Annotated in this window: 13 protein-coding genes; 3 read left to right on the forward strand and 10 right to left on the reverse strand. The window is 51.1% G+C overall.

Annotated elements, in window-relative coordinates; translation table 11 throughout:
- Positions 1-4: 4 nt before the first annotated feature.
- From TH63_RS17650 to TH63_RS17675, 6 genes are all read right to left on the reverse strand, one after another.
- Positions 5-727 carry a head GIN domain-containing protein gene (locus TH63_RS17650; RefSeq protein WP_048922109.1) on the reverse strand — a complete coding sequence of 241 codons (723 nt, stop codon included), beginning with the start codon at positions 725-727 and terminating at the stop codon, positions 5-7.
- A 148-nt stretch (positions 728-875) separates the two neighbouring features.
- Positions 876-1,385: a fasciclin domain-containing protein gene (locus TH63_RS17655; RefSeq protein ID WP_048922110.1), complete on the reverse strand. Its 510-nt coding sequence runs from the start codon at positions 1,383-1,385 to the stop codon at positions 876-878.
- Between the two features lie 95 nt (positions 1,386-1,480).
- Positions 1,481-2,101, reverse strand: a complete 621-nt coding sequence (locus TH63_RS17660; RefSeq protein WP_316931930.1) for a rhomboid family intramembrane serine protease — start codon at positions 2,099-2,101, stop codon at positions 1,481-1,483.
- Between the two features lie 93 nt (positions 2,102-2,194).
- Complete coding sequence (locus tag TH63_RS17665) at positions 2,195-3,169, reverse strand: polyprenyl synthetase family protein (protein WP_048922952.1); 975 nt, start codon at positions 3,167-3,169, stop codon at positions 2,195-2,197.
- 193 nt (positions 3,170-3,362) lie between these two features.
- Positions 3,363-5,699 carry a ribonuclease R gene (gene rnr / locus TH63_RS17670; RefSeq protein ID WP_082161836.1) on the reverse strand — a complete coding sequence of 779 codons (2,337 nt, stop codon included), beginning with the start codon at positions 5,697-5,699 and terminating at the stop codon, positions 3,363-3,365.
- 195 nt (positions 5,700-5,894) lie between these two features.
- Entirely contained in the window at positions 5,895-7,709 is a 1,815-nt protein-coding gene (locus TH63_RS17675; RefSeq protein ID WP_048922111.1) for an ABC transporter ATP-binding protein, read from the reverse strand.
- A gap of 368 nt (positions 7,710-8,077) precedes the next feature.
- Between TH63_RS17675 and TH63_RS17680 the strand changes: the two genes are divergently transcribed.
- Positions 8,078-8,662, forward strand: coding sequence for a hypothetical protein (locus TH63_RS17680; RefSeq protein ID WP_048922112.1), 585 nt, complete (start codon positions 8,078-8,080; stop codon positions 8,660-8,662).
- A 62-nt stretch (positions 8,663-8,724) separates the two neighbouring features.
- On the opposite strand, the gene TH63_RS17685 is transcribed toward TH63_RS17680, so the two are convergent.
- Together TH63_RS17685 and ileS are read right to left on the reverse strand one after the other, a co-directional pair.
- The gene (locus TH63_RS17685; RefSeq protein WP_048922113.1) at positions 8,725-9,342 is read right to left on the reverse strand and encodes a lipoprotein signal peptidase; all 618 of its coding nucleotides are present in this window, start codon (positions 9,340-9,342) and stop codon (positions 8,725-8,727) included.
- 103 nt (positions 9,343-9,445) lie between these two features.
- On the reverse strand, positions 9,446-12,940 hold the full coding sequence (gene ileS / locus TH63_RS17690) for an isoleucine--tRNA ligase (protein ID WP_048922954.1): 3,495 nt from the start codon (positions 12,938-12,940) through the stop codon (positions 9,446-9,448).
- A gap of 497 nt (positions 12,941-13,437) precedes the next feature.
- Here ileS and TH63_RS17695 point away from each other — a divergent pair, with 497 nt between their 5' ends.
- On the forward strand, positions 13,438-14,526 hold the full coding sequence (locus TH63_RS17695; RefSeq protein WP_048922114.1) for a dipeptide epimerase: 1,089 nt from the start codon (positions 13,438-13,440) through the stop codon (positions 14,524-14,526).
- 318 nt (positions 14,527-14,844) lie between these two features.
- On the opposite strand, the gene TH63_RS17700 is transcribed toward TH63_RS17695, so the two are convergent.
- On the reverse strand, positions 14,845-16,341 hold the full coding sequence (locus tag TH63_RS17700; protein WP_048922115.1) for a glycine--tRNA ligase: 1,497 nt from the start codon (positions 16,339-16,341) through the stop codon (positions 14,845-14,847).
- 212 nt (positions 16,342-16,553) lie between these two features.
- Here TH63_RS17700 and TH63_RS17705 point away from each other — a divergent pair, with 212 nt between their 5' ends.
- Positions 16,554-17,960: an inorganic phosphate transporter gene (locus TH63_RS17705; RefSeq protein WP_048922116.1), complete on the forward strand. Its 1,407-nt coding sequence runs from the start codon at positions 16,554-16,556 to the stop codon at positions 17,958-17,960.
- A 638-nt stretch (positions 17,961-18,598) separates the two neighbouring features.
- Here the strand turns inward: TH63_RS17705 and TH63_RS17710 are convergent.
- Positions 18,599-19,084: a hypothetical protein gene (locus TH63_RS17710; RefSeq protein ID WP_048922117.1), complete on the reverse strand. Its 486-nt coding sequence runs from the start codon at positions 19,082-19,084 to the stop codon at positions 18,599-18,601.
- Positions 19,085-19,312: the final 228 nt, after the last annotated feature.

Below are 19,312 nucleotides of genomic sequence, written 5' to 3' on the forward strand. Positions count from 1 at the left end.
TTCCTTACGCCCGCTTCTGCACTTTACCGCTGCCGCTCACCCGGCTGTCTACGTTGGGCTGGCCTTCATAGAAAACCCGGCCGCTGCCGCTTATGCTGGACTTTAAGGTAGAGGACGCGTTTATCTCACAGGAACCCGACCCACTGATGCTGATCTTGGCGTCATTGGTCTTAAATCCGAAGCCTTTCAACGAGCCCGAGCCACTCACCGCCACGGTGCTTTGCTTGCCTTCGCCCTCCAGCTCAATATTTCCTGAGCCTGAGATACGGCTGCTCATCTTATCTACGGAAGCCTGTAACTTAATAGACCCTGAACCACTCACCGCCAACTCCAAGTTGGTGGCCTTAAAGGAATCTTTGCCCAGTATCTTGCCTGATCCGCTCACAGACAAGGCTTCCACCTGAGGTACGGTAATGTAGATAGTCACCCGTTTCTGGTCCGTGTCAAAATTAAACATGCGGTCCTGGTCTTTTCTTTTGATGACCAGTTGCCCGTCTTTCACCTCCGTGATGAGTTGGGCCAGTTGCTCCGCGTCGCCATCTAGTTTCACGCTCTGGGTATTGCCTCTGCGCAGAATTACCTCGGCGGGGTAGCCCAGGCCAATCTTGGTGAATGCCGGCAGCGAGCGGGTCTCTTCTTGCATTATCGAGGGGGCACCTTTGAAAGAAGACAGGGAAACTACCAGGGCCAGAACGGCCAGAAACAGGAAAGCGGATAGATTTTTCATAGAAGTGTCTTTATGTTTCTTCTATAGATGAGCATAGGAGAGAAAGGGTTGCACGAGACTCCCATAATTATTTCTTATTCCCAGGCAGGCATAAAAAAAGGGCTACCCTGCTGGGTAGCCCTTTCTACATTCACAATCTTTTGCGCTCTTAAAGCTTAGGCCTGGGGGGTTGAAGGGCGCCATTTAACTGGTGCCAAACGCCATTGGTATACAGTTGGTCGGATTCCAGCAGCTTAACGCCATCTACCAGAATTGCCCCCTTCTTGCGGTAGATACGCAGGTTATTGCCGTTTATGTTCTTTATATCGGTGCCGTCTTTCAAATCTTCTGAGGTAATGCTGGACGCCACCAGATGCTGGCCCAGGAAAGCCCTAAGGTCCTCGGGAGAGGCGTCTTTATAGGCCGCCAGTGCCGCTTCTGAAGGGGCGAAGAAAGTATAGGGGTCACTATGTGATAACAGGGGCATTAAACCCGCCTTGGTCACTAGCTCCAGCAAAAGCGTCTGTTTGTGGGTGATACCTTCGGCCAGGGTCATGTGGGCCATCTTGGCCGTAGCCGCCGCCCCGGTCACCGTAACCTGGGCCTGGGTGCCTATGGGAACGGCCGTGCAGACCAGAAGCAAAAGGCAAATCTTTAGATAAGTAAAATTCTTCTTCATCTCCCCTACTGTAAATAACCTGTTATATACCTAGTATACGGTGATTTACAGAAAATAGATAAAGCCGTTTTTCTTTAGGAAGTGCAAAAATAAGGTTACCCCAGCACCTGGTCAAAGAAATTCTGGATCTGGCCTGGCACCAGAATAATGCTCACCACCAAGCCAAAGGCGGCGCCATAAAAGTGGGCACTGTGGTTAATACCGTCATGGCTCTTAGTGCTCATGTAATAGGATAGAGCCAAGTAAAGCGCACCGAAGATATAGCCTTGGATAGGGAATGGAATTGGGAAAATTAACAGCTCCGTTAGCGGGTTGAAATAGATGCTGGAGAAGATAATGGCGGCCACCCCACCCGAAGCCCCCAGGGAATAATACCGGCTGTCATTCTTATGCTTAAAATAAGTGGGCAGGTCTGACACGATAATAGCCACTAAATAAAGCACTACATAAATCACCGCCCCTACCGGAAACCCGAAAATGCCTAAGAATATCTGTTCTACTACCCCGCCAAAAATGTACAGGGAGAACATGTTAAAGAACAGGTGCATGAAATCTGCGTGCAGAAACCCTGAGGTAAGCAAACGCCACCACTCCTTGTCCTGCGCCACCGACTGCGGATGATGCACCCAGGCCTCCATTAAATTCTGGTTCTGCCAGGCATACAAAGAGACAAGGACCGTGATGGCAATAATGATAAGGGTGATGGAAATGACCATGGAAAATCTGAAATAGGTTGGGCTGAGAAATTTGCCGGTAAGAAAAGCGGTCGTTCTGAGCCGTAAAAGGGAAATTATAAAGCAAGGCAGCTATTAACTGTCCCGTTCAATCAACTGGATAGCCATTAACCTGAGCAGCTCTTTCTTGCTGTTCAAGGCGTTTACTTCATTTAAATGGTGCAGCCCCTTCTGGAAGTAGTGGTTGATCTGGTTTTGGGTGAGGTTCTGGATATCCAACTCGTCATACAGTTCTTTGATCGCCTGTACTTTGCCATCTACTTCGTCTGAACCGTTAACCCCTTGCCATTTCTCCAGGGCCAGTTTTTGGGTGGCAGAGGCGCGCTCCAGGGCGGTAAGCAGCAAGTACGTCTTTTTATCAGAGACAATGTCGCCGCCTACGCGTTTGCCAAACTTGGCCTGGTCCCCGTACACATCCAGCAGGTCGTCGCGCAGCTGGAAGGCAATGCCCATGTTAATCCCGAACTCCTTTAAATGCTGCGCATCGGCGGGAGAAGCGTCATTAAGCAGGGCTCCCAATTCCAGGGCAAAACCCAGGAGAACCGCGGTTTTAAGTTTGATCATGAGCAGGTACTCCTCAATCTGCACATCTTGCCGTTGCTCAAAATTCATATCCAGTTGCTGTCCTTCGCAAACCTGGGCCGCGCAGTTACTAAACAGCTTTAAAGCCTGCGGTAATTTATCTGGTTCAATGCCCAGGAACAACTCATAGGCCTTAACCAACATCACGTCCCCACTCAAAATAGCCGTGCTAGTGTTCCATTTCTCGTGCACGGTCTGTTTCCCTCTTCGCAGCGGGGCCCCATCCATGATATCATCATGCATAAGCGTGAAGTTGTGGAAAACCTCTACCCCAATAGCAGGCAAAAGCACCTTATCCACATTATCCTGAAAAAGATAGGCCCCTAAAACAGTGAGCAATGGGCGCACTCTTTTCCCTCCCAGCTCCATCATATACCTAATGGGGGCATACAGTTCAGTTGGGTTTTCCCCGTAAGTGAGCGTGGAAAGGGTCTGGTTGATTCGCTCTGAAAAATGTGAGATATCCACAGTAATAAATCTTAAGCTGAAAAGGTAAAAAGCTTCCTGCCAGGCTGATAAAACGGCTTCTTTACCGGCAACCAAAGCTACGGTAAAATCAGGAAGGAAGCCTTTTTGTTTTTAATTATCGTTAAAAAGCGTTTATGACCACTTTTAAGAAAAAGAGGTCATAAACGCTTAAGGTTACTTAGAAAGCCTAGGCTTAGATTTTGTCTATCAGTTCCAGGTCAATGGTTCGCTCTAAGACATTGGCAGCTTTCACCTGCACCATCACCTCATCCCCGAAGGAGATGATCTTCTTATTGCTACGACCAATGATGCGGTAATTGGCGGCATCCAGCTCGTAGAAATCGTCTTTTAGGTCAGCCAGACGAACCATGCCTTCGCACTTGTTCTCCTCAATCTCCACGTACATGCCCCACTCGGTCAGGCCAGAGACAATGCCCTTGAACTGATGCCCGATAAAGCCACTGATGAACTCTACCTGCTTGAACTTAATGGAAGCCCGCTCCGCATCGGCGGCGCGTTTCTCCATGTCTGAGGAATGCAGGCTGCGCTCCTCGTACTCTTCCAGCTCAGCGCTTTGCCCGCCTTTCAGATACTGGTCAATGAGGCGGTGGGCCATCATATCTGGGTACCTTCTAATAGGCGAGGTGAAGTGCGAGTAGTGCGCGAACGCCAGGCCAAAGTGCCCTTCGGCCTCGGTGCTGTACTTGGCTTTGGCCATGGTCCGGATGGCCAGGCTCTGCAGCACGTGCTGCTCGGGCTTGCCTTCGGTCTGGGCGGCCAGCTTGTTCAGCTCCGCAGAGATATCACGGCCTTCCTCCAGGTCAATCTTATACCCGAACTTACGAGCGAACAAAGAGAAGTTCATCAGTTTCTCGGGGTCTGGCGAGCCGTGGGTACGGTACACCATGGTGAGCTTGTTCTTACCGGTGCGGAGTTTGAACACGTGCTCGGCTACGTATTTGTTAGCCAGCAGCATGAACTCCTCAATAAGCTTGTGCGCGTCTTTGCGTTCCTTCACGTACAGTGACAGCGGCTTGCCGTTCTCATCCAGCTTGAACTTCACCTCAATGGTCTCAAAATTCACGGCCCCGCCCTTAAAGCGTTTGTCCTTAAATTTCTTGGCCAGTTCGTTCAGCTTCAGGATCTCCGTGGAAAAATCTCCCTCCAGGGTTTCAATCACCTGCTGGGCTTCCTCATAGGAGAAGCGGCGGTCTGAATGGATGATGGTACGGCCAATCCAATAGTCGTGGATCTTGGCGTTCTCATCAATCTCAAACACCACGGAGAAAGTCAGTTTGTCTTCATTGGGGCGCAGAGAGCACAACCCGTTAGATAAACGCTCTGGTAACATAGGAATGGTGCGGTCTACCAGATACACCGAGGTGGCCCTACGATAGGCTTCTTTCTCCAGTTTGGTGTTAGGCTGCACGTAATGCGTTACGTCGGCAATGTGCACGCCAATCTCCCAGTTGCCGTTCTCCAGTTGACGCACGCTCAGCGCATCATCAAAATCCTTGGCATCTGCCGGGTCAATGGTAAAGGTAGTCACGTCCCTGAAGTCACGGCGCCGGGCAATTTCCTCCATCGTGATGCCTTCCGAAATAGCGTCGGCCTCTTTCTCCACAGACTCCGGGAACTCAAACGGCAACCCGAATTCCGCCATGATGGCGTGGATCTCGGCGTTGTGCTCTCCGGCCGGGCCGAAGACTCGGGTGATTTCTCCGGTAGGGCTTTTGGTGGGGTCGTCTGGCCATTCGGTGATGTGCACCAGTACCTTGTCTCCGTCCTGGGCATCGGCTAGGCCGCGTTCCCCCACAAACACATCAAAGTACATTTTCTTCTGGTCGGGCACAATGAAACCGTAGCCCTTGGACATCTCCAAACGACCTACAATCTCTTCACGCTCGCGTACCAGTACCTCTACTACCTGACCTTCGGGGCGCTCATTGGCCCGGCGGGTGCCTCTCAGTTGCACGCGCACGGTGTCACCGTCCATGGCAAACATGAGTTTCTCCACGGGCACGCGTACATCCTGGTCAGTTTCTTCGGTAACCACATAGGCGTGGCGGGCATTGGCCAGGTCTACCTTACCAATAATGGTAGGGCCTCCTCTTCTGGAGACGGCTGGCCCACGGTCACGATCGCGGTCGCGGCCCCGGTCAGAATCACTGCGGCGGCTGGCACGCTCACCGCGGGTGGTTTCCGGTTCAGAGCGCACAAAGTCCGGGTTGAACTTATAGGAGTCGTCCTGTAAATGGACCAACTCTCCGTTCTTCCGCATTTTCTTCAGGAGCTCAGAGACTACCTCACGCCCTTCTTTGGTGGTAATGCCTAACCTTCTGTGCAACTGACGGTACGTGAATACCTGCTTAGGCTCTTTCAGGAACACGTTCAGTAACACCTCTTTTGATACTTCGCCAACGTTCTGGCTCTGGCGTCTTCCGCGTGGCGCGCCTTTATCTTTTCCTGCACTATTGGAGCGGGGGGCAGAATCTTTGCCCGCGCCACGCTCTCTTCTTTTTCTTTCCATTAATCTTTTCAATGTGGGCTGGCTCACCTCTCCTACAAGAAAGGAGCAGAACCACGCCTGGCAGCATGCTTTTTTAGGCTGCCGTTAAATTTTTCATTTTTTGGCCTTCCGTTTCAGAAAGCCTTTTCATTTGCGTTTTGGGCCTGTTTTCAAGAAAACGGGCTTAAAACGGGTTAGATACGGGTACAAATATATCTATTCGTCTATACTTGCTTTAAAGGTATTTCGTTTCCTTTGGGCCGCTAAAATATCTGGTACCTCGCTTGACGGAATAGCCTGTAGCAATGCCTTGGTAAACGGGTGCTTTGGATGCGTGAAGATTTCCTGCCCTGTGCCCTGCTCCACTATCTCTCCCTTGTCCATGACAAACACACGGTCGGCCATAAACTTGGCCACCGCCAGGTCATGGGTGATGAACAAGACCGTAAGGTTAAACTGTTGTTTGAGGCGGTTGAGAAGGTTGAGGACCTGCGCCTGTACAGATACATCCAGGGCAGAGACAATCTCATCACAGATGATACACGTGGGTTCTAGCGCCAACGCCCTGGCAATGCAGATACGCTGTTGTTGGCCGCCAGAGAATTCATGGGGATAACGGTTAAAATGTTCGGGGAGAAGATTTACGGTTTCCAGTAACTCCAGGACACGCTGCTTCCGCTCCCGATCATTTTTTAACACCTTATGCACCTGCATGGGTTCCATGATGGCGTCCCCTATTTTCATGAGTGGGTTAAGCGAGGCATACGGGTCCTGAAAGATGATCTGGAAGTCCTCGCGTTGCTTTCTTACCTCTTGGTTAGATAAGTTGCTCCAATCTTGCCCGTTGAAAACTACCTTTCCGCTGGTCGGCTCTATCAACCGGACCAAGGCCCTGCCCAAAGTAGTTTTTCCACAGCCCGACTCCCCTACTAAAGCAATGGTCTCTTGCGGGAAAACCTCAAATGAAACCCCGTTCACAGCTTTGCTCAGTTCTTTTTTCTGCCAAAAGAAGTTCCGGTGCCTGGTAAAGGTTACGTGGAGATCCTCTACTGTGAGAATAGGCTCCAGAGGAGTTGGTACTTGCGGCATTACGGCGTTAAATCCTTCGTTATCCACAGCAGAGCCACTTGCCCATTGGTGATGAAAAGGATTATTTTCTAAAGGGGGGCTAACCCCGGCACCCATAAAATCTGCCACGGTGGGCAATACCGCCACGTTTGTTTTCATGGTAGGACGGCAGGCCAGCAAGGCTTTGGTATAGGGGTGCTGCGGATCTGAAAACAGTTGCTGCACCGTGCCTTCCTCTACTATCTGCCCCTGGTACATGACCAATACCCGGTCGGCTACCTGCGCCACCACGCTTAGGTCATGCGATATGAACAGTAGGGCCATTTCCTTTTCCTGCCGAAGCTCATTCAGTAACTTTAGAATGCTGGCCTGCACCGTGACATCCAGAGCCGTGGTAGGCTCGTCTGCGATTAAAATAGCCGGGTCGCAGCTCATGGCCATGGCCAGCATGACCCGCTGCTTCTGCCCCCCAGAAAGCTCATGTGGATAACTCCTGAATATCTTCTCTGGCAAAGGAAGCTTTACTAACTCAAAAAGGGCAATGGTGCGTTGGTAGGCCTCTTGTTTAGAGATAGGCAAGTGAATTAACAACGCCTCCGCCACCTGCTTTCCACAGGATATAACGGGGTTCAAGGAAGACATTGGTTCCTGAAAGATCACGGAGATTTCCTTACCGCGTATTTTCTGTAGCTGCTTTTGAGAAAGCTGGTACAAATCTACCGGGCCTGCCTGCGGGGACTGGAACTCCGCCGTTCCGGAAGTGATTTGGGCCGCTGCCGGCAGGAGTTGCATTAAGGAAAGCGCCGTAATGGTCTTCCCTGATCCAGATTCTCCCACTATAGCGACTGCTTCCCCGCGCTGCAAAGCAAAGGATATACTAGTAACCGCCTTCACCCTTCCCTGCTGCGCAGGAAACTCTATGGTAAGATCATTGACCTGAAGAAGAGGGGCAAAAGAAGTCATGTAGGCGGTGATGTTCTATTATAAATAGGAAGCTGGCTTTAAGGCTGGCCCCCTGGAAAAGCAGAATATGGAAGGGTGTTATAAACTTTTCTCTCCTGGCAATTATGAAGGCAATTGGTGCTACCATTCACTTTTGTTTCACCCCATAGGATAGGCAATCTTTTACCGTGGCTCTTTCCTGGAACAGCTAACTAGTAGACGCTTTGGCACTTAAAAACCTCTCCTGCGTAGGGAAAGCCGAAAATGGTTGCGGAACACAACTAAATTTATAAAATTTAAGTAATGCAGGGTACATTATTCCATCCCCCTTATTTTCCTGTCTTGTTAAAGGTTTTATGAAACATCCTTTTTACTCTCGCGCCCTTGTCATGAAACTGTTCTTGGTAGGAATGCTCTTGCTATTGGTAGTACCCTCCCTTTCGGCGCAGCACCTGTACCCAAACCATTTCCGGACGGGGGTTGGGTTTGCCTATATCTTGGAAGGCGATAACAGTGGGGCACTTTTCTCACAGCAATACAACCGGGAGCTCACTGACAAGATCCACTTTGCCGTTTCCGGTGAATACCTGAGTTCTTCCCGGTATGATCACCAGCGCAGCATCTTCACTTCGCGCAAGGCGTTTGTGATGTTTGACACCTCCGTTTTCTTTGACTTAACGGAAACCGGAAGATACACCATTAAATTTGGTTTTGGCCCGGCGGTGCGCAGAAGGTCTGAGTTAGACTTGGTTAAGGGTACAGGCGGCGGCGGCGGCGGGACCATTACCCCCGGCGTGGCCACCGACGAGGTGTTTGTGCATATAAGGGAAAAAGATATTGGCGGAAAAGCGGTCTTTGAATCTGATTTCTTTAACGATAACCGCCTCTTCTTTGGCATGCGCGCCAGCGGCTATATGTATAACAAAGGAACCGCTATTTTTGCCGTAGGATTGAATATGGGATATTCCTTCTAGACAAGTAACATCATTTCATAAAAGCAGCGAGGGCCGTCAGTTAATGACGGCCCTCGCTGCTTTTATGCCTCTACGGCATTCATTTCGTGCTTCTCATGCGTAGATGGTGGGTTCAGGAATCTGTTCTGGTTAAAGATAATAATCAGGACCCCTACAAAGATGGCCGCGTCTGCCACGTTAAAGATTGGCCAAAGCGACATGGGCGTCCCTCCAATCACCGGAATCCAATGCGGCAGGATGCCTTCCCATATATCAATGTAGAACATGTCTATGACCTGGCCGTGCAGCCAGGGAGTGCTGGCGTCATAGGGCGCATTGTCTAAAAACACCCCGTAGAAAATACTGTCTACCAAATTACCAATCGCTCCGCCCAGGATCAAGCCCACGCACCAGATCAAGCCCTGGTGGTAGCGGTGCTTGACCAGGTAATACACTAAATAGCCAATGCCAACCATGGCCACCATCCTAAAGACGGTCAGAATGATCTTGCCGTAGTCAGAGCCCAGCTCCACACCGAAGGCCATGCCGGGGTTTAGGGTGTAATGCAGCTTGAACCACTCCCCAAAAACCGGGATTTGCCCTGGCAGGCCCATTTGCATATTGTAATGCACCAGCATCTTCACCGCCTGGTCAATCGCAATCACCAATAGGGCAAGCAGATAATATTTAGCGTATTTCATGTGTTAGGGTTAACCCTTGCGTTTAGGGCCTGTTTTGGGTAAAACAGGCCCTAAACACCGGAGCGTTCAATTTTATTTAGTTCTCGCTGAAAAGCGGCAGGTATTACCTGGCCACCTCCAGATTTACCGGCAAGCTGAAACCTTCCATCTCCAGCACGGTGGCTTTGTCTACCGGTAAGGACGGCACCAACGCCAGTTCCACGGCCTGCACCTCTTCAGAGATATAGCCTCCAAAGGCTTGAACGGCGGCGGCTACCTCTGCATTGCCTTCCTGGATCTGTACCCTTATTTTATCCTGCACTTCCAGGCCGCTGTCTTTGCGCAGGTTCTGCAGACGGTTCACCAACTCGCGGGCCATGCCTTCCAGGCGAAGTTCCTCGGTGATGTTAATGTCCAGGGCCACGGTCAAAGCTCCTTCCGAAGCGACCAGCCAACCCGGTATATCTTCAGACATGATCTCCACGTCCTCGCGGCTCAACACGGTGGTGTCATCCTCCACCGGAATCTCAAAGAAACCTTCGCGCTCCATCTTGGCAATGTCTTCCTGGTTCATCTGCTGGATCTGGGCGGCCACCAACTTCAGCTTCGGCCCGAACACCTGGCCCAGACGCTTGAAGTTAGGCTTGATCTTTTTCACCAGAATGCCGGTGGTGTCTTCCAGGTACTCCAGGCTTTTTACGTTCACCTCAGAAAGGATCAGGTCAGACACCGCCTCCAGTTGGGCCTTCATCTTCTCATCCAAGATAGGAACCAGAATACGGCTCAAGGGTTGACGTACCTTGATCATGTGCTTCTTGCGGAGCGAGTGCACTAAAGAAGATACATTCTGGGCCAGATGCATGCGCTGCTCCAGGTCTACGTCAATCAGGTTTTCCTGCACCTGCGGGAAATGCTCCAGGTGGATAGACTCAGACTGGCTGCGGCCGCTCACGCGGTTCAGGTCCAGGAACAGGCGGTCCATGTAGAACGGCGCGATGGGCGACGCCAGCTTGGCCACGGTTTCCAGGCAGGTATACAACGTTTGGTAAGCAGCCTGCTTGTCCTGGTTCAGTTCGCCTTTCCAGAAACGTTTGCGGTTCAGGCGCACGTACCAGTTGCTCAGTTCATCGGCCACGAAATCCTGGATGGCGCGGGCGGCCTTGGTAGGGTCGTAATCGTCAAAGTACGCGCCTACTTCTTTCACCAGGGTATTCAGGCGGGAAATGATCCAGCGGTCACTTTCGGTGCGCTGGCTTACCGGGATCTCTGTTCCCTCAAAGGTGAAGCCGTCCAGGTTGGCATACAGCGCGAAGAACGAGTACGTGTTCTGCAGAGTCCCGAAGAAGCGGCGCTGTACCTCGGTGACGCCGTCCAGGTTGAACTTGAGGTTATCCCAAGGCGGGGCGTTCACGATCATGTACCAGCGGGTGGCATCCGGACCGAACCGGCCGATGGTCTCAAACGGATCCACGGCATTGCCCAGGCGCTTGCTCATCTTGTTGCCGTTCTTGTCCAGCACCAGTCCGTTGGCAATCACGTTTTTGAACGCCACGCTGTCTTCCAGCATCACGGCCAGCGCGTGCAGGGTAAAGAACCAACCGCGGGTCTGGTCCACGCCTTCGGCGATGAAGTCGGCCGGGAAGTTGGCTCTGAATGTCTCTTCGTTCTCAAACGGGTAATGCCACTGCGCGTACGGCATGGCCCCGGAGTCAAACCAAACGTCAATAAGGTCCAGCTCGCGGTTCATGGGTTTGCCTTCGGGGCTTACTAACACAATGTTATCCACGTACGGGCGGTGCAGGTCAAAGCCTTCGTAGTTGAAGTCGGTGATGCCTAGTTCAGAGCGGGGCTCCTCGGTACCGGTGGGGCTTAGCGCAAACTCACCGGCGAATTCCAGCAGGGTGTTGGCCTGGTGATCGGCGGCGGTGCCGGTAGGTTTCTCCACATGCACCTTAGCCAGGCGCAAGGGGTTCTCAGACATGAAACCGGCGGCAATGCTGCGCTCAATCTCATGGTCCAGCTCGGCCACGGACCCGATGCAGATTTCCTCATCCCCTTCCTCGGTGCGCCAGATAGGCAACGGCGTGCCCCAATAGCGGGAGCGCGACAGGTTCCAGTCCACCAAGTTTTCCAGCCAGTTACCGAAACGGCCCGAACCGGTTGACTCCGGTTTCCAGTTGATGGTCTTGTTCAGCTCAATCATCCGGGCCTTTACGGCGGTGGTTTTGATAAACCAGCTGTCCAAGGGGTAATATAACACCGGCTTATCGGTGCGCCAGCAGTGTGGGTAACTGTGTTCGTACTTCTCAACCTTAAAGGCCTTGCCCTCCTCTTTCAGTTTGATGGAGATGAGCACATCAGTGCTTTTGTAGTCTTTGGCGTTCTCGTCCAGGCCGTCATAGTTCTTCACCGGCATACCGGCAAAGTCGGTGACTTCTTTCACGAAGCGTCCCTGGCGGTTTACCAAGGGAGCAGGCTTGCCGTTCTCATCGGTTACCAACAGCGCAGGGATGTCATTCTGGGCAGCTACCCTGAAGTCATCGGCACCAAACGTAGGCGCGATGTGCACAATGCCGGTACCGTCTTCAGTGGTCACGAAGTCCCCGATCACTACCCGGAAGGCCGGTTTGTCTGGCTGCACGTACGGCATGAGCTGCTCGTACTCTATGCCGGCCAGTTGCTCTCCGGTAAACTCATTCACTATTTTGAAAGGGATGAGTTTGTCACCTGGGTTATAGGCGTCCAGTTTCAGCTCGGCGGCTTTAGGCGAGAAATATTGCCCCACTAGGTCCTTGGCCAGGATCACGGTTACCGGAGTAAAGATGTACGGGTTGAAGGTTTTCACCTGCACGTATTTGATGTTCTTGCCTACGGCCAGCGCGGTGTTGGCAGGCAGGGTCCAGGGGGTGGTGGTCCAGGCCAAGAACTGGTTGTTGTCTGCCACCTTGAACAGGAACTCAGACTTCTCATTCTGCTTGATCTTGAACTGCGCCACCACCGACGTGTCTTTCACGTTGCGGTAGGTGCCCGGCTGGTTAAGCTCGTGAGAGCTAAGACCGGTACCGGCCGCCGGAGAGAAGGGCTGGATGGTGTAGCCTTTGTAAAGGAAGCCTTTGTCATAGAGTTTTTTGAGCAGGGCCCAGTTAGACTCTATGTATTGGTTCTCAAAGGTGATATACGGATTATCCAGGTCTACCCAATAGCCCATGCGCTCAGTGAGGTCGTCCCACTGGTCTTTGAACCGCATCACGGTCTCGCGGCAGCGGGCATTGTACTCCTCCACGGAGATGGTCTTCCCGATGTCTTCCTTGGTGATGCCCAATTCCTTTTCTACCTGCAGCTCAATAGGCAGGCCGTGGGTGTCCCAGCCGCCTTTGCGCTGCACCTGAAAACCCTGCAGGGTTTTGTAGCGGCAGAAAATGTCTTTCACGGCGCGGGCCATCACGTGGTGGATACCCGGGGCACCGTTGGCCGAAGGCGGCCCTTCATAAAACACGAACGTGGGCTGACCGGCGCGGGTCTCCACTGATTTTTCAAAAATGCGGTTTTGCTTCCAGTAGGCTCTCACCTCCTCGGCTAAGCCGGCATAGTCTAGTTGTTTATACTCGTTGTACTTCACCTTTTGGTCTATATGGTGGTAGGTGTAATTCAATTCTTCTTAAGAGAAGCCCCTAAAAGAAAACCAGGTTTCTAAAGCAGCTACTTCTGAACCCGTTACACCCTAAATGAAATCCATCTCGTGCGTAACGGTTCTATTAGCAAAGTTAAGCAATAAAAACTTGTGAGGGAGGCACAACTGGTTTTTCCGTTTTGGGCCTGTTTTGGCTAAAACGGCTCCATAACGGAAAACAACTCTTGATAGGAAGGACTAGGTTTCATTCTTTAAGGCATTGCGCTAGCCAGCAGTTGGGTTCGCTTCTTGTAAGATGGGATAGAAAAACTATTTCTGCGGTTTCTGTTTTAAGCCTGTTTTTTGAAAAACGGCCACAAACCAGTATGTGGATTTCTGATATTTTGATTTCCGCTAAAATTACGTTCTGTACATTTCAGGTAGATTATTACGCTCACTATTATCATTCTTTGTTTATTTGCCCTATCACTTATCCACTCCTCTGTATGTCTCCCACCCAAATAGTTTCCGTCCGTTTTCAGTCTTTGAACCTGCCCTTATTAGAACCCTTCGCCATTGCCACGGGCACGCAGCACCGGGTAGAAAATGTAGTGGTGCAGGTGCAGCTCGCCGACGGGACAACCGGCTTAGGCGAGGCCGCCCCCTTCCCGGCGGTGAGCGGAGAGACGCAGGAAAGCACGCTGGCCGTGTTGCAGGAACTGGAAAAACAGCTGCTGCAAAAGAACGTGAAAAACTGGCGGACCCTAGCCACGCAATTAGAGGAATTGGCGCCGCAGGCGCCCGCCGCCCGGTGCGGACTGGAGATGGCCATTCTAGACGCGCTCTGCAAGCATTACCAAATGCCGCTCTATGTTTTCTTCGGGGGCGTGGAGACGCAGCTGAAAACCGACCTGACCATTACCGCCGGAGACGAAGCCCACGCCGCCGCCTCAGCCCGCTCCATTGTAGAACGCGGCTTCTCTATTATAAAGGTAAAGACTGAAGGCGTGGATGTGGATTACGATGTACGGCGTCTGCAGGCCATCCACACGGCAGCCCCTGCGGCTAAACTGATTGTAGACGGGAATTGCGGCTATGATCTAATCCGGGCCCAGGACTTTGTCAACAGACTAGCGGAAGCCAGAATCCCGGTTATCCTGCTGGAACAGCCACTTCCCAGGGAATGTTGGGAGGACGTGGCCGTGTTGGCAACTACCTGCCCTTTCCCCATTGCCGCAGATGAATCGGCGCGTAGCGCCCGCGACGTAGCGCGGTTGGCCCAAGACCGAAGTGCCTCGGTTGTCAACATAAAACTGATGAAGTGCGGGGTGCTGGAGGCGCTGCAGATGGCGGCCCTGGCACAGGTGCACGGTTTGGGCTTAATGATTGGCGGCATGGTGGAGAGCATCTTGGCCATGACGTTCTCGGCCCATTTCGCGGCGGGCATTGGCGGGTTTGAGTACATAGACCTGGACACGCCGCTCTTTATAGCCGAGCATCCGTTCACCGGCGGGTTCCAGCAGCAGGGCGAGAATTTGGCCCTGGACCCAGACGTTGCCGGGCACGGGGTAATCTTGCCAGAACTACTTTGCTAGAGGAAAAGAGGAAATAGGTAGAAATGCGTTTCAGGCCTGTTTTTTGGAAACCGGGCCTGAAACGCATTTCTCGTTTAACGAAACTTGGCTTTTTAAATTCTGTAGGGGCAATCCCTTGTGGTTGCCCAATGGTTGCAGAACAGCAAAGGGCAATCACAAGGGATTGCCCCTACAGCCATGCGTGGAAAACCTGTGAGCCAAGAATTCTCCCATTGAAGTTAGACACTCATAAAAAAAAGCCTCTGCTATGTGCAGAGGCTTTTTTTATGGTGGAAACGTTTTCGGCCCGTTTTCAGAAAAACGGCCTTTATTCACAATCTATAGTTTCTCAAAAATACGCTTGAAGCTAACCGCGTCACCTATGTATTGGCGAAGCTCAGAGATGTGCATACGCTTTTGTTCGCGGGTATCACGCTCTCGTACGGTGACGGTATCGTTTTCCAGGGTCTCGTAATCTACGGCAATACAGAACGGGGTCCCAATCAGATCCTGGCGGGTGTAGCGTTTGCCAATGGCGTCGCGCTCCTCATAGATCATCTTGAAATCAAACTTGAGGTCGTCAAAGATCTGCATGGCTTTCTCAGGAAGGCCGTCTTTCTTCACCAGCGGAAACACGGCGGCTTTGATAGGAGCAATGGCCGGGTGGAATTTCAGGAAGGTACGGGTCTTGGTGTTATCGCCTTCGGTGATTTCCTCTTCCTGGTAGGCGTTGCAGAGCGTCATCAGGAACAGGCGGTCGGCACCTACGGAGGTCTCTACCACGTACGGCACGTAGTTTCCGTATGGTTTTCCGTCCTCGTTGAGGTCATTATCAAAGTACTGCTGCTTCTTGCGGCTCAGGTTCTGGTGCTGGGTCAGGTCAAAGTCAGAACGGGAATGGATTCCTTCCACCTCTTTAAACCCGAACGGGAACTCAAACTCAATGTCCACGGCGGCTTTGGCGTAGTGGGCCAGCTTGTCGTGGTCGTGGAAACGGAGCTTTTCGGTGGGCACGCCCAACGCCAGGTGCCAATTTTTTCTCCAGGCTTTCCAGTTTTCGTACCACTCGCCTTCCGTGCCAGGGCGCACGAAGAACTGCATCTCCATCTGCTCAAACTCGCGCATCCTGAAGATGAACTGACGGGCCACAATCTCGTTCCGGAACGCTTTGCCAATCTGGGCAATCCCGAAGGGCACTTTCATGCGGCCAGATTTCTGCACGTTCAGGAAGTTCACGAAGATTCCCTGGGCGGTTTCTGGGCGTAGATAAATAGTGCTGGAGTCCTCGGCCACGGATCCCACCTGGGTGGAAAACATCAGGTTGAACTGACGGACCTCGGTCCAGTTAGAAGTGCCTGACACCGGGCACTTTATATTTTCTGAGATAATGAGTTGCTGTACGGCTTTGAGGTCTTCGGCCTCCAGCAGGCGGCCCATTTCCTTGAGCAGCGCCTGGGCTTTGGACACATCACCGGCTTTCTCGTACTCGGCGGCTTTGTCTTCCAGGAGCACATCGGCGCGGTAGCGCTTTTTGGAGTCCAGGTTGTCAATCATGGGGTCATTGAAGGAGTCAATGTGGCCCGATGCTTTCCAGGTAAGCGGATGCATGAAGATGGCGGCGTCAATGCCCACTACGTTCTGGTGCAGTTGGGTCATGCATTTCCACCAAAGGGTCTTGAGGTTGTTTTTCAGTTCAACCCCGTTTTGGCCGTAATCATAGACGGCCTGCAGGCCGTCATAAATCTCGCTGGACGGAAACACGAAGCCGTATTCCTTGGCATGCGATATAATATCTTTCAGCTGCGCGTTTTCTGTAGTTTTCTCAGTAGTGCTCATAGGCGCAAATATATAGGTTTCTGCTGCACTTTGTTCAAGTAATCTTGCATGACCGCTCCTACTTAATTGGTCTATTTGCGTATGGGTGCACTAGTATCTGCTTGTAATTTGCCCACTTATCTTCTTCTTTGAGTTTTATTTAACAATTCGGTAACATTGCCCGGGTTATAAAACCATAATTTTGGCAGCTTTTTTCTCACCTCTATACACTTATGTTCGGATTAGAAACTGACTTATTGATCCTGCTGATTATCTGTTTACTGGCAGCCTGTCTTTTTGAATTTGTGAATGGCTTCCATGACACGGCCAACGCGGTAGCCACCGTTATTTACACCAATACCCTTCGCCCGTGGGCGGCCGTGATCTGGTCTGGTTTCTGGAATTTTATTGGCGTCTTTGCCGGCGGAATTGGGGTAGCCATGGGGATTGTGTACCTGCTGCCCATTGAAACCCTTATTGACCAGGACGTGTGGCACGGGGTTGCCATGATTGGCGCCTTGTTGATAAGCGCCATTATCTGGAACCTGGGCACCTGGTACTACGGCCTGCCTTCTTCCAGCTCGCACACCTTGATTGGTTCCATCTTGGGCTTAGGCATTGCCTACTCTCTATTGCCCTCCACCACTGAGGCCACTTTTGCCTGGTCTGAAGCCACCAAAACCGGTTTGTCTCTTATTGTATCTCCGTTCCTGGGCTTTACCCTTACCGTTTTCCTGATGTTCATCTTGAAGCGGTTTGTGAAGAACAAGACCATCTTCAAGGAGCCGCACAAACGGAAGGCTCCGCCGCTCTGGATTAGAATTATCCTGATCCTTACCTGTACGCTGGTTTCTTTCTTCCATGGTTCCAATGACGGGCAGAAAGGCGTTGGTCTGGTGATGTTGATTCTGATTGCCATTGTGCCTACCTATTTTGCCCTGGACAACACCAAAAACCCGTTTGAGCTGCAGACCTCTATTAATAAGGTGGAACTGGTGCTGGCCAAGGTAGACAGCACTACCCTTTCGGCCTCAGATGCCCAACAGTTGACCTTGCTGAACGACGAGGTACGGGAAATGAACGGAATCTTTGCCGCTAACGCCGGTATAAAGGAATTGCCCAAGGATTCAAGATTCAAACTGAGACGCGATATCCTGCTTATCACCAAGGGCACCGACAAGCTTCTGGAAAGCAAAGACGTGACCCTGAGCCAGCGTGACAAAGACACCTTGAAAGAAGGCGTGACCGGCATGCGCTCTTTCACCGACTATGCCCCTAACTGGGTAATTATGATGATTGCCCTTTCTTTGGGTATTGGTACCATGATTGGCTGGAAACGGATTGTGAAAACCATTGGCGAGAAAATTGGAAAGGAACACCTGACCTACGCGCAAGGCGCCTCGGCTGAATTTATGGCCGCCAGTGTGATTGGTTTCTCTACGTTCGTGTTCAAGCTGCCGGTAAGTACCACCCACATCTTGTCTTCTGGTATTGCGGGTAGTATGGTGGCCAACAAGGGAATCAAGAACCTGAACCCTTCCACTATCAGAAACATTGCTATGGCCTGGGTCTTGACTTTGCCAGTGTCTATGTTCCTCTCAGGATCGTTGTTCATTCTTTTCCGGTGGTTATTGTCATAACCCATTCTTTATCTTAAAACAAAAAGAGCCGCCTTAGTAAAGGTGGCTCTTTTTGTTTTAAGGGCTGTCTGCAATGATTTTAAGTATAGAACTGATAAGAAGATTCCAATGCTGAAAGCCTAGCTTTCGCAAATTTTTGCCAGCCTCTTCTTCCTTTATAATAGTCAGACAACTTAGAAATGAAACCTGGCATATGTTCCACGGAATTACGCTAGGCAAACTAAGCACTTAAGACAGCCTCTATAAGGGCGGCAGATAAAATAACTAGAGGAGATGCCAGCGGCTATTCAAAGAGCACCAATGGCCTGTAGAATGGAAAATCAATTTTGAAAAAAACTCGGCCTGCCCTCTTTTAAAAACCAGTCTGAACAGGAGACTTGCTTCATTTCAAAAAAACCGCTCCTTCCCTTTCTCTTCCAAGAAACTTACGCCGGCCCTCTTATTGTATGAAACCGCCAAAGGCGGACGATTTTTTTGAAATTTGGCCTTTTGCGCCAGGCATGTATACATCAGTTTCTCTGTTTTGGAGCTCTTTTTCTAAAAACAGGCCCGAAACAGGAGGAACCTTATACAAAAAAGAGAAGCCCCACCTCAGCATTTATACCTGGGTGGGGCTTCTCTTTAAATTAAAAGGAATCTTACGCCTGGTTTTCCTCTGGCCAGAGTACTTCCAGGTTTTCGTCCATGTGCACGCCGAAGTTCACGGCCAGTAGCTTGCCTTCTTCAAAGTAAAGGTCAATCATTTCGTTTTCGTAAGAGAGGCAGGTCACGTTGTTTTCCATTTTCTCTTTCTCCACTTCCTGTATGCCTTGCTGTTTGAAGAGCTGCTCTACCTCCTGCTGGCTCATTTCAAAAATATTCTTGCCCCACAGGGTTACGTTAGGGTTAGCGGTCTCTATGCAGCTGAGGCGGTAGTCGTCTTCTTTGTCAAAATAGAAAGAGAAGCCGCTGTCCCAGTAGTTCCAGGCCTTGTGCTCAAACTCATCTTCCTCATCAGACTCTTCTACCTCTTCGGGCTCGCCCATGATCTCCTCCACCTGGTCCATGCTCAGACCAAAGCGCAGGTCGCCTATGCCGTAGCCTAATTTTATCTCGTGATCGAATTGTTCTCTATCCTGTTCCATAGTTTCTGTTGGTTATATGGGTCCGTTTCCGGCTTGTTTTTTATAAAACTACTCAAAATTGGGGTTTATTCCACATTCTTCCGGCAAACGGAGACTCTTCTGATTTTCCGCGCCGCGCCCCAGCTCCCCTTTCTCCTACCCGATCTTCCGGCTTTTCCCACTTTTCCACTTTCCCCACGTGATATTTATTATAAAATGATTTTTCATAAAATAAATCTTTTTCATCAT

Origin of the sequence: Rufibacter radiotolerans, from assembly GCF_001078055.1 — a bacterium.
Taxonomy (GTDB): Bacteria; Bacteroidota; Bacteroidia; order Cytophagales; family Hymenobacteraceae; genus Nibribacter; species Nibribacter radiotolerans.

Coding starts and splice junctions, on each gene's coding strand:
- TH63_RS17650 (WP_048922109.1), bottom strand. CDS start 727: ATGAAAAATCTATCCGCTTTCCTGTTTCTGGCCGTTCTGGCCCTGGTA.
- TH63_RS17655 (WP_048922110.1), bottom strand. CDS start 1,385: ATGAAGAAGAATTTTACTTATCTAAAGATTTGCCTTTTGCTTCTGGTC.
- TH63_RS17660 (WP_316931930.1), bottom strand. CDS start 2,101: ATGGTCATTTCCATCACCCTTATCATTATTGCCATCACGGTCCTTGTC.
- rnr (WP_082161836.1), bottom strand. CDS start 5,699: ATGGAAAGAAAAAGAAGAGAGCGTGGCGCGGGCAAAGATTCTGCCCCC.
- TH63_RS17675 (WP_048922111.1), bottom strand. CDS start 7,709: ATGACTTCTTTTGCCCCTCTTCTTCAGGTCAATGATCTTACCATAGAG.
- TH63_RS17680 (WP_048922112.1), top strand. CDS start 8,078: ATGAAACTGTTCTTGGTAGGAATGCTCTTGCTATTGGTAGTACCCTCC.
- TH63_RS17685 (WP_048922113.1), bottom strand. CDS start 9,342: ATGAAATACGCTAAATATTATCTGCTTGCCCTATTGGTGATTGCGATT.
- TH63_RS17695 (WP_048922114.1), top strand. CDS start 13,438: ATGTCTCCCACCCAAATAGTTTCCGTCCGTTTTCAGTCTTTGAACCTG.
- TH63_RS17700 (WP_048922115.1), bottom strand. CDS start 16,341: ATGAGCACTACTGAGAAAACTACAGAAAACGCGCAGCTGAAAGATATT.
- TH63_RS17705 (WP_048922116.1), top strand. CDS start 16,554: ATGTTCGGATTAGAAACTGACTTATTGATCCTGCTGATTATCTGTTTA.
- TH63_RS17710 (WP_048922117.1), bottom strand. CDS start 19,084: ATGGAACAGGATAGAGAACAATTCGATCACGAGATAAAATTAGGCTAC.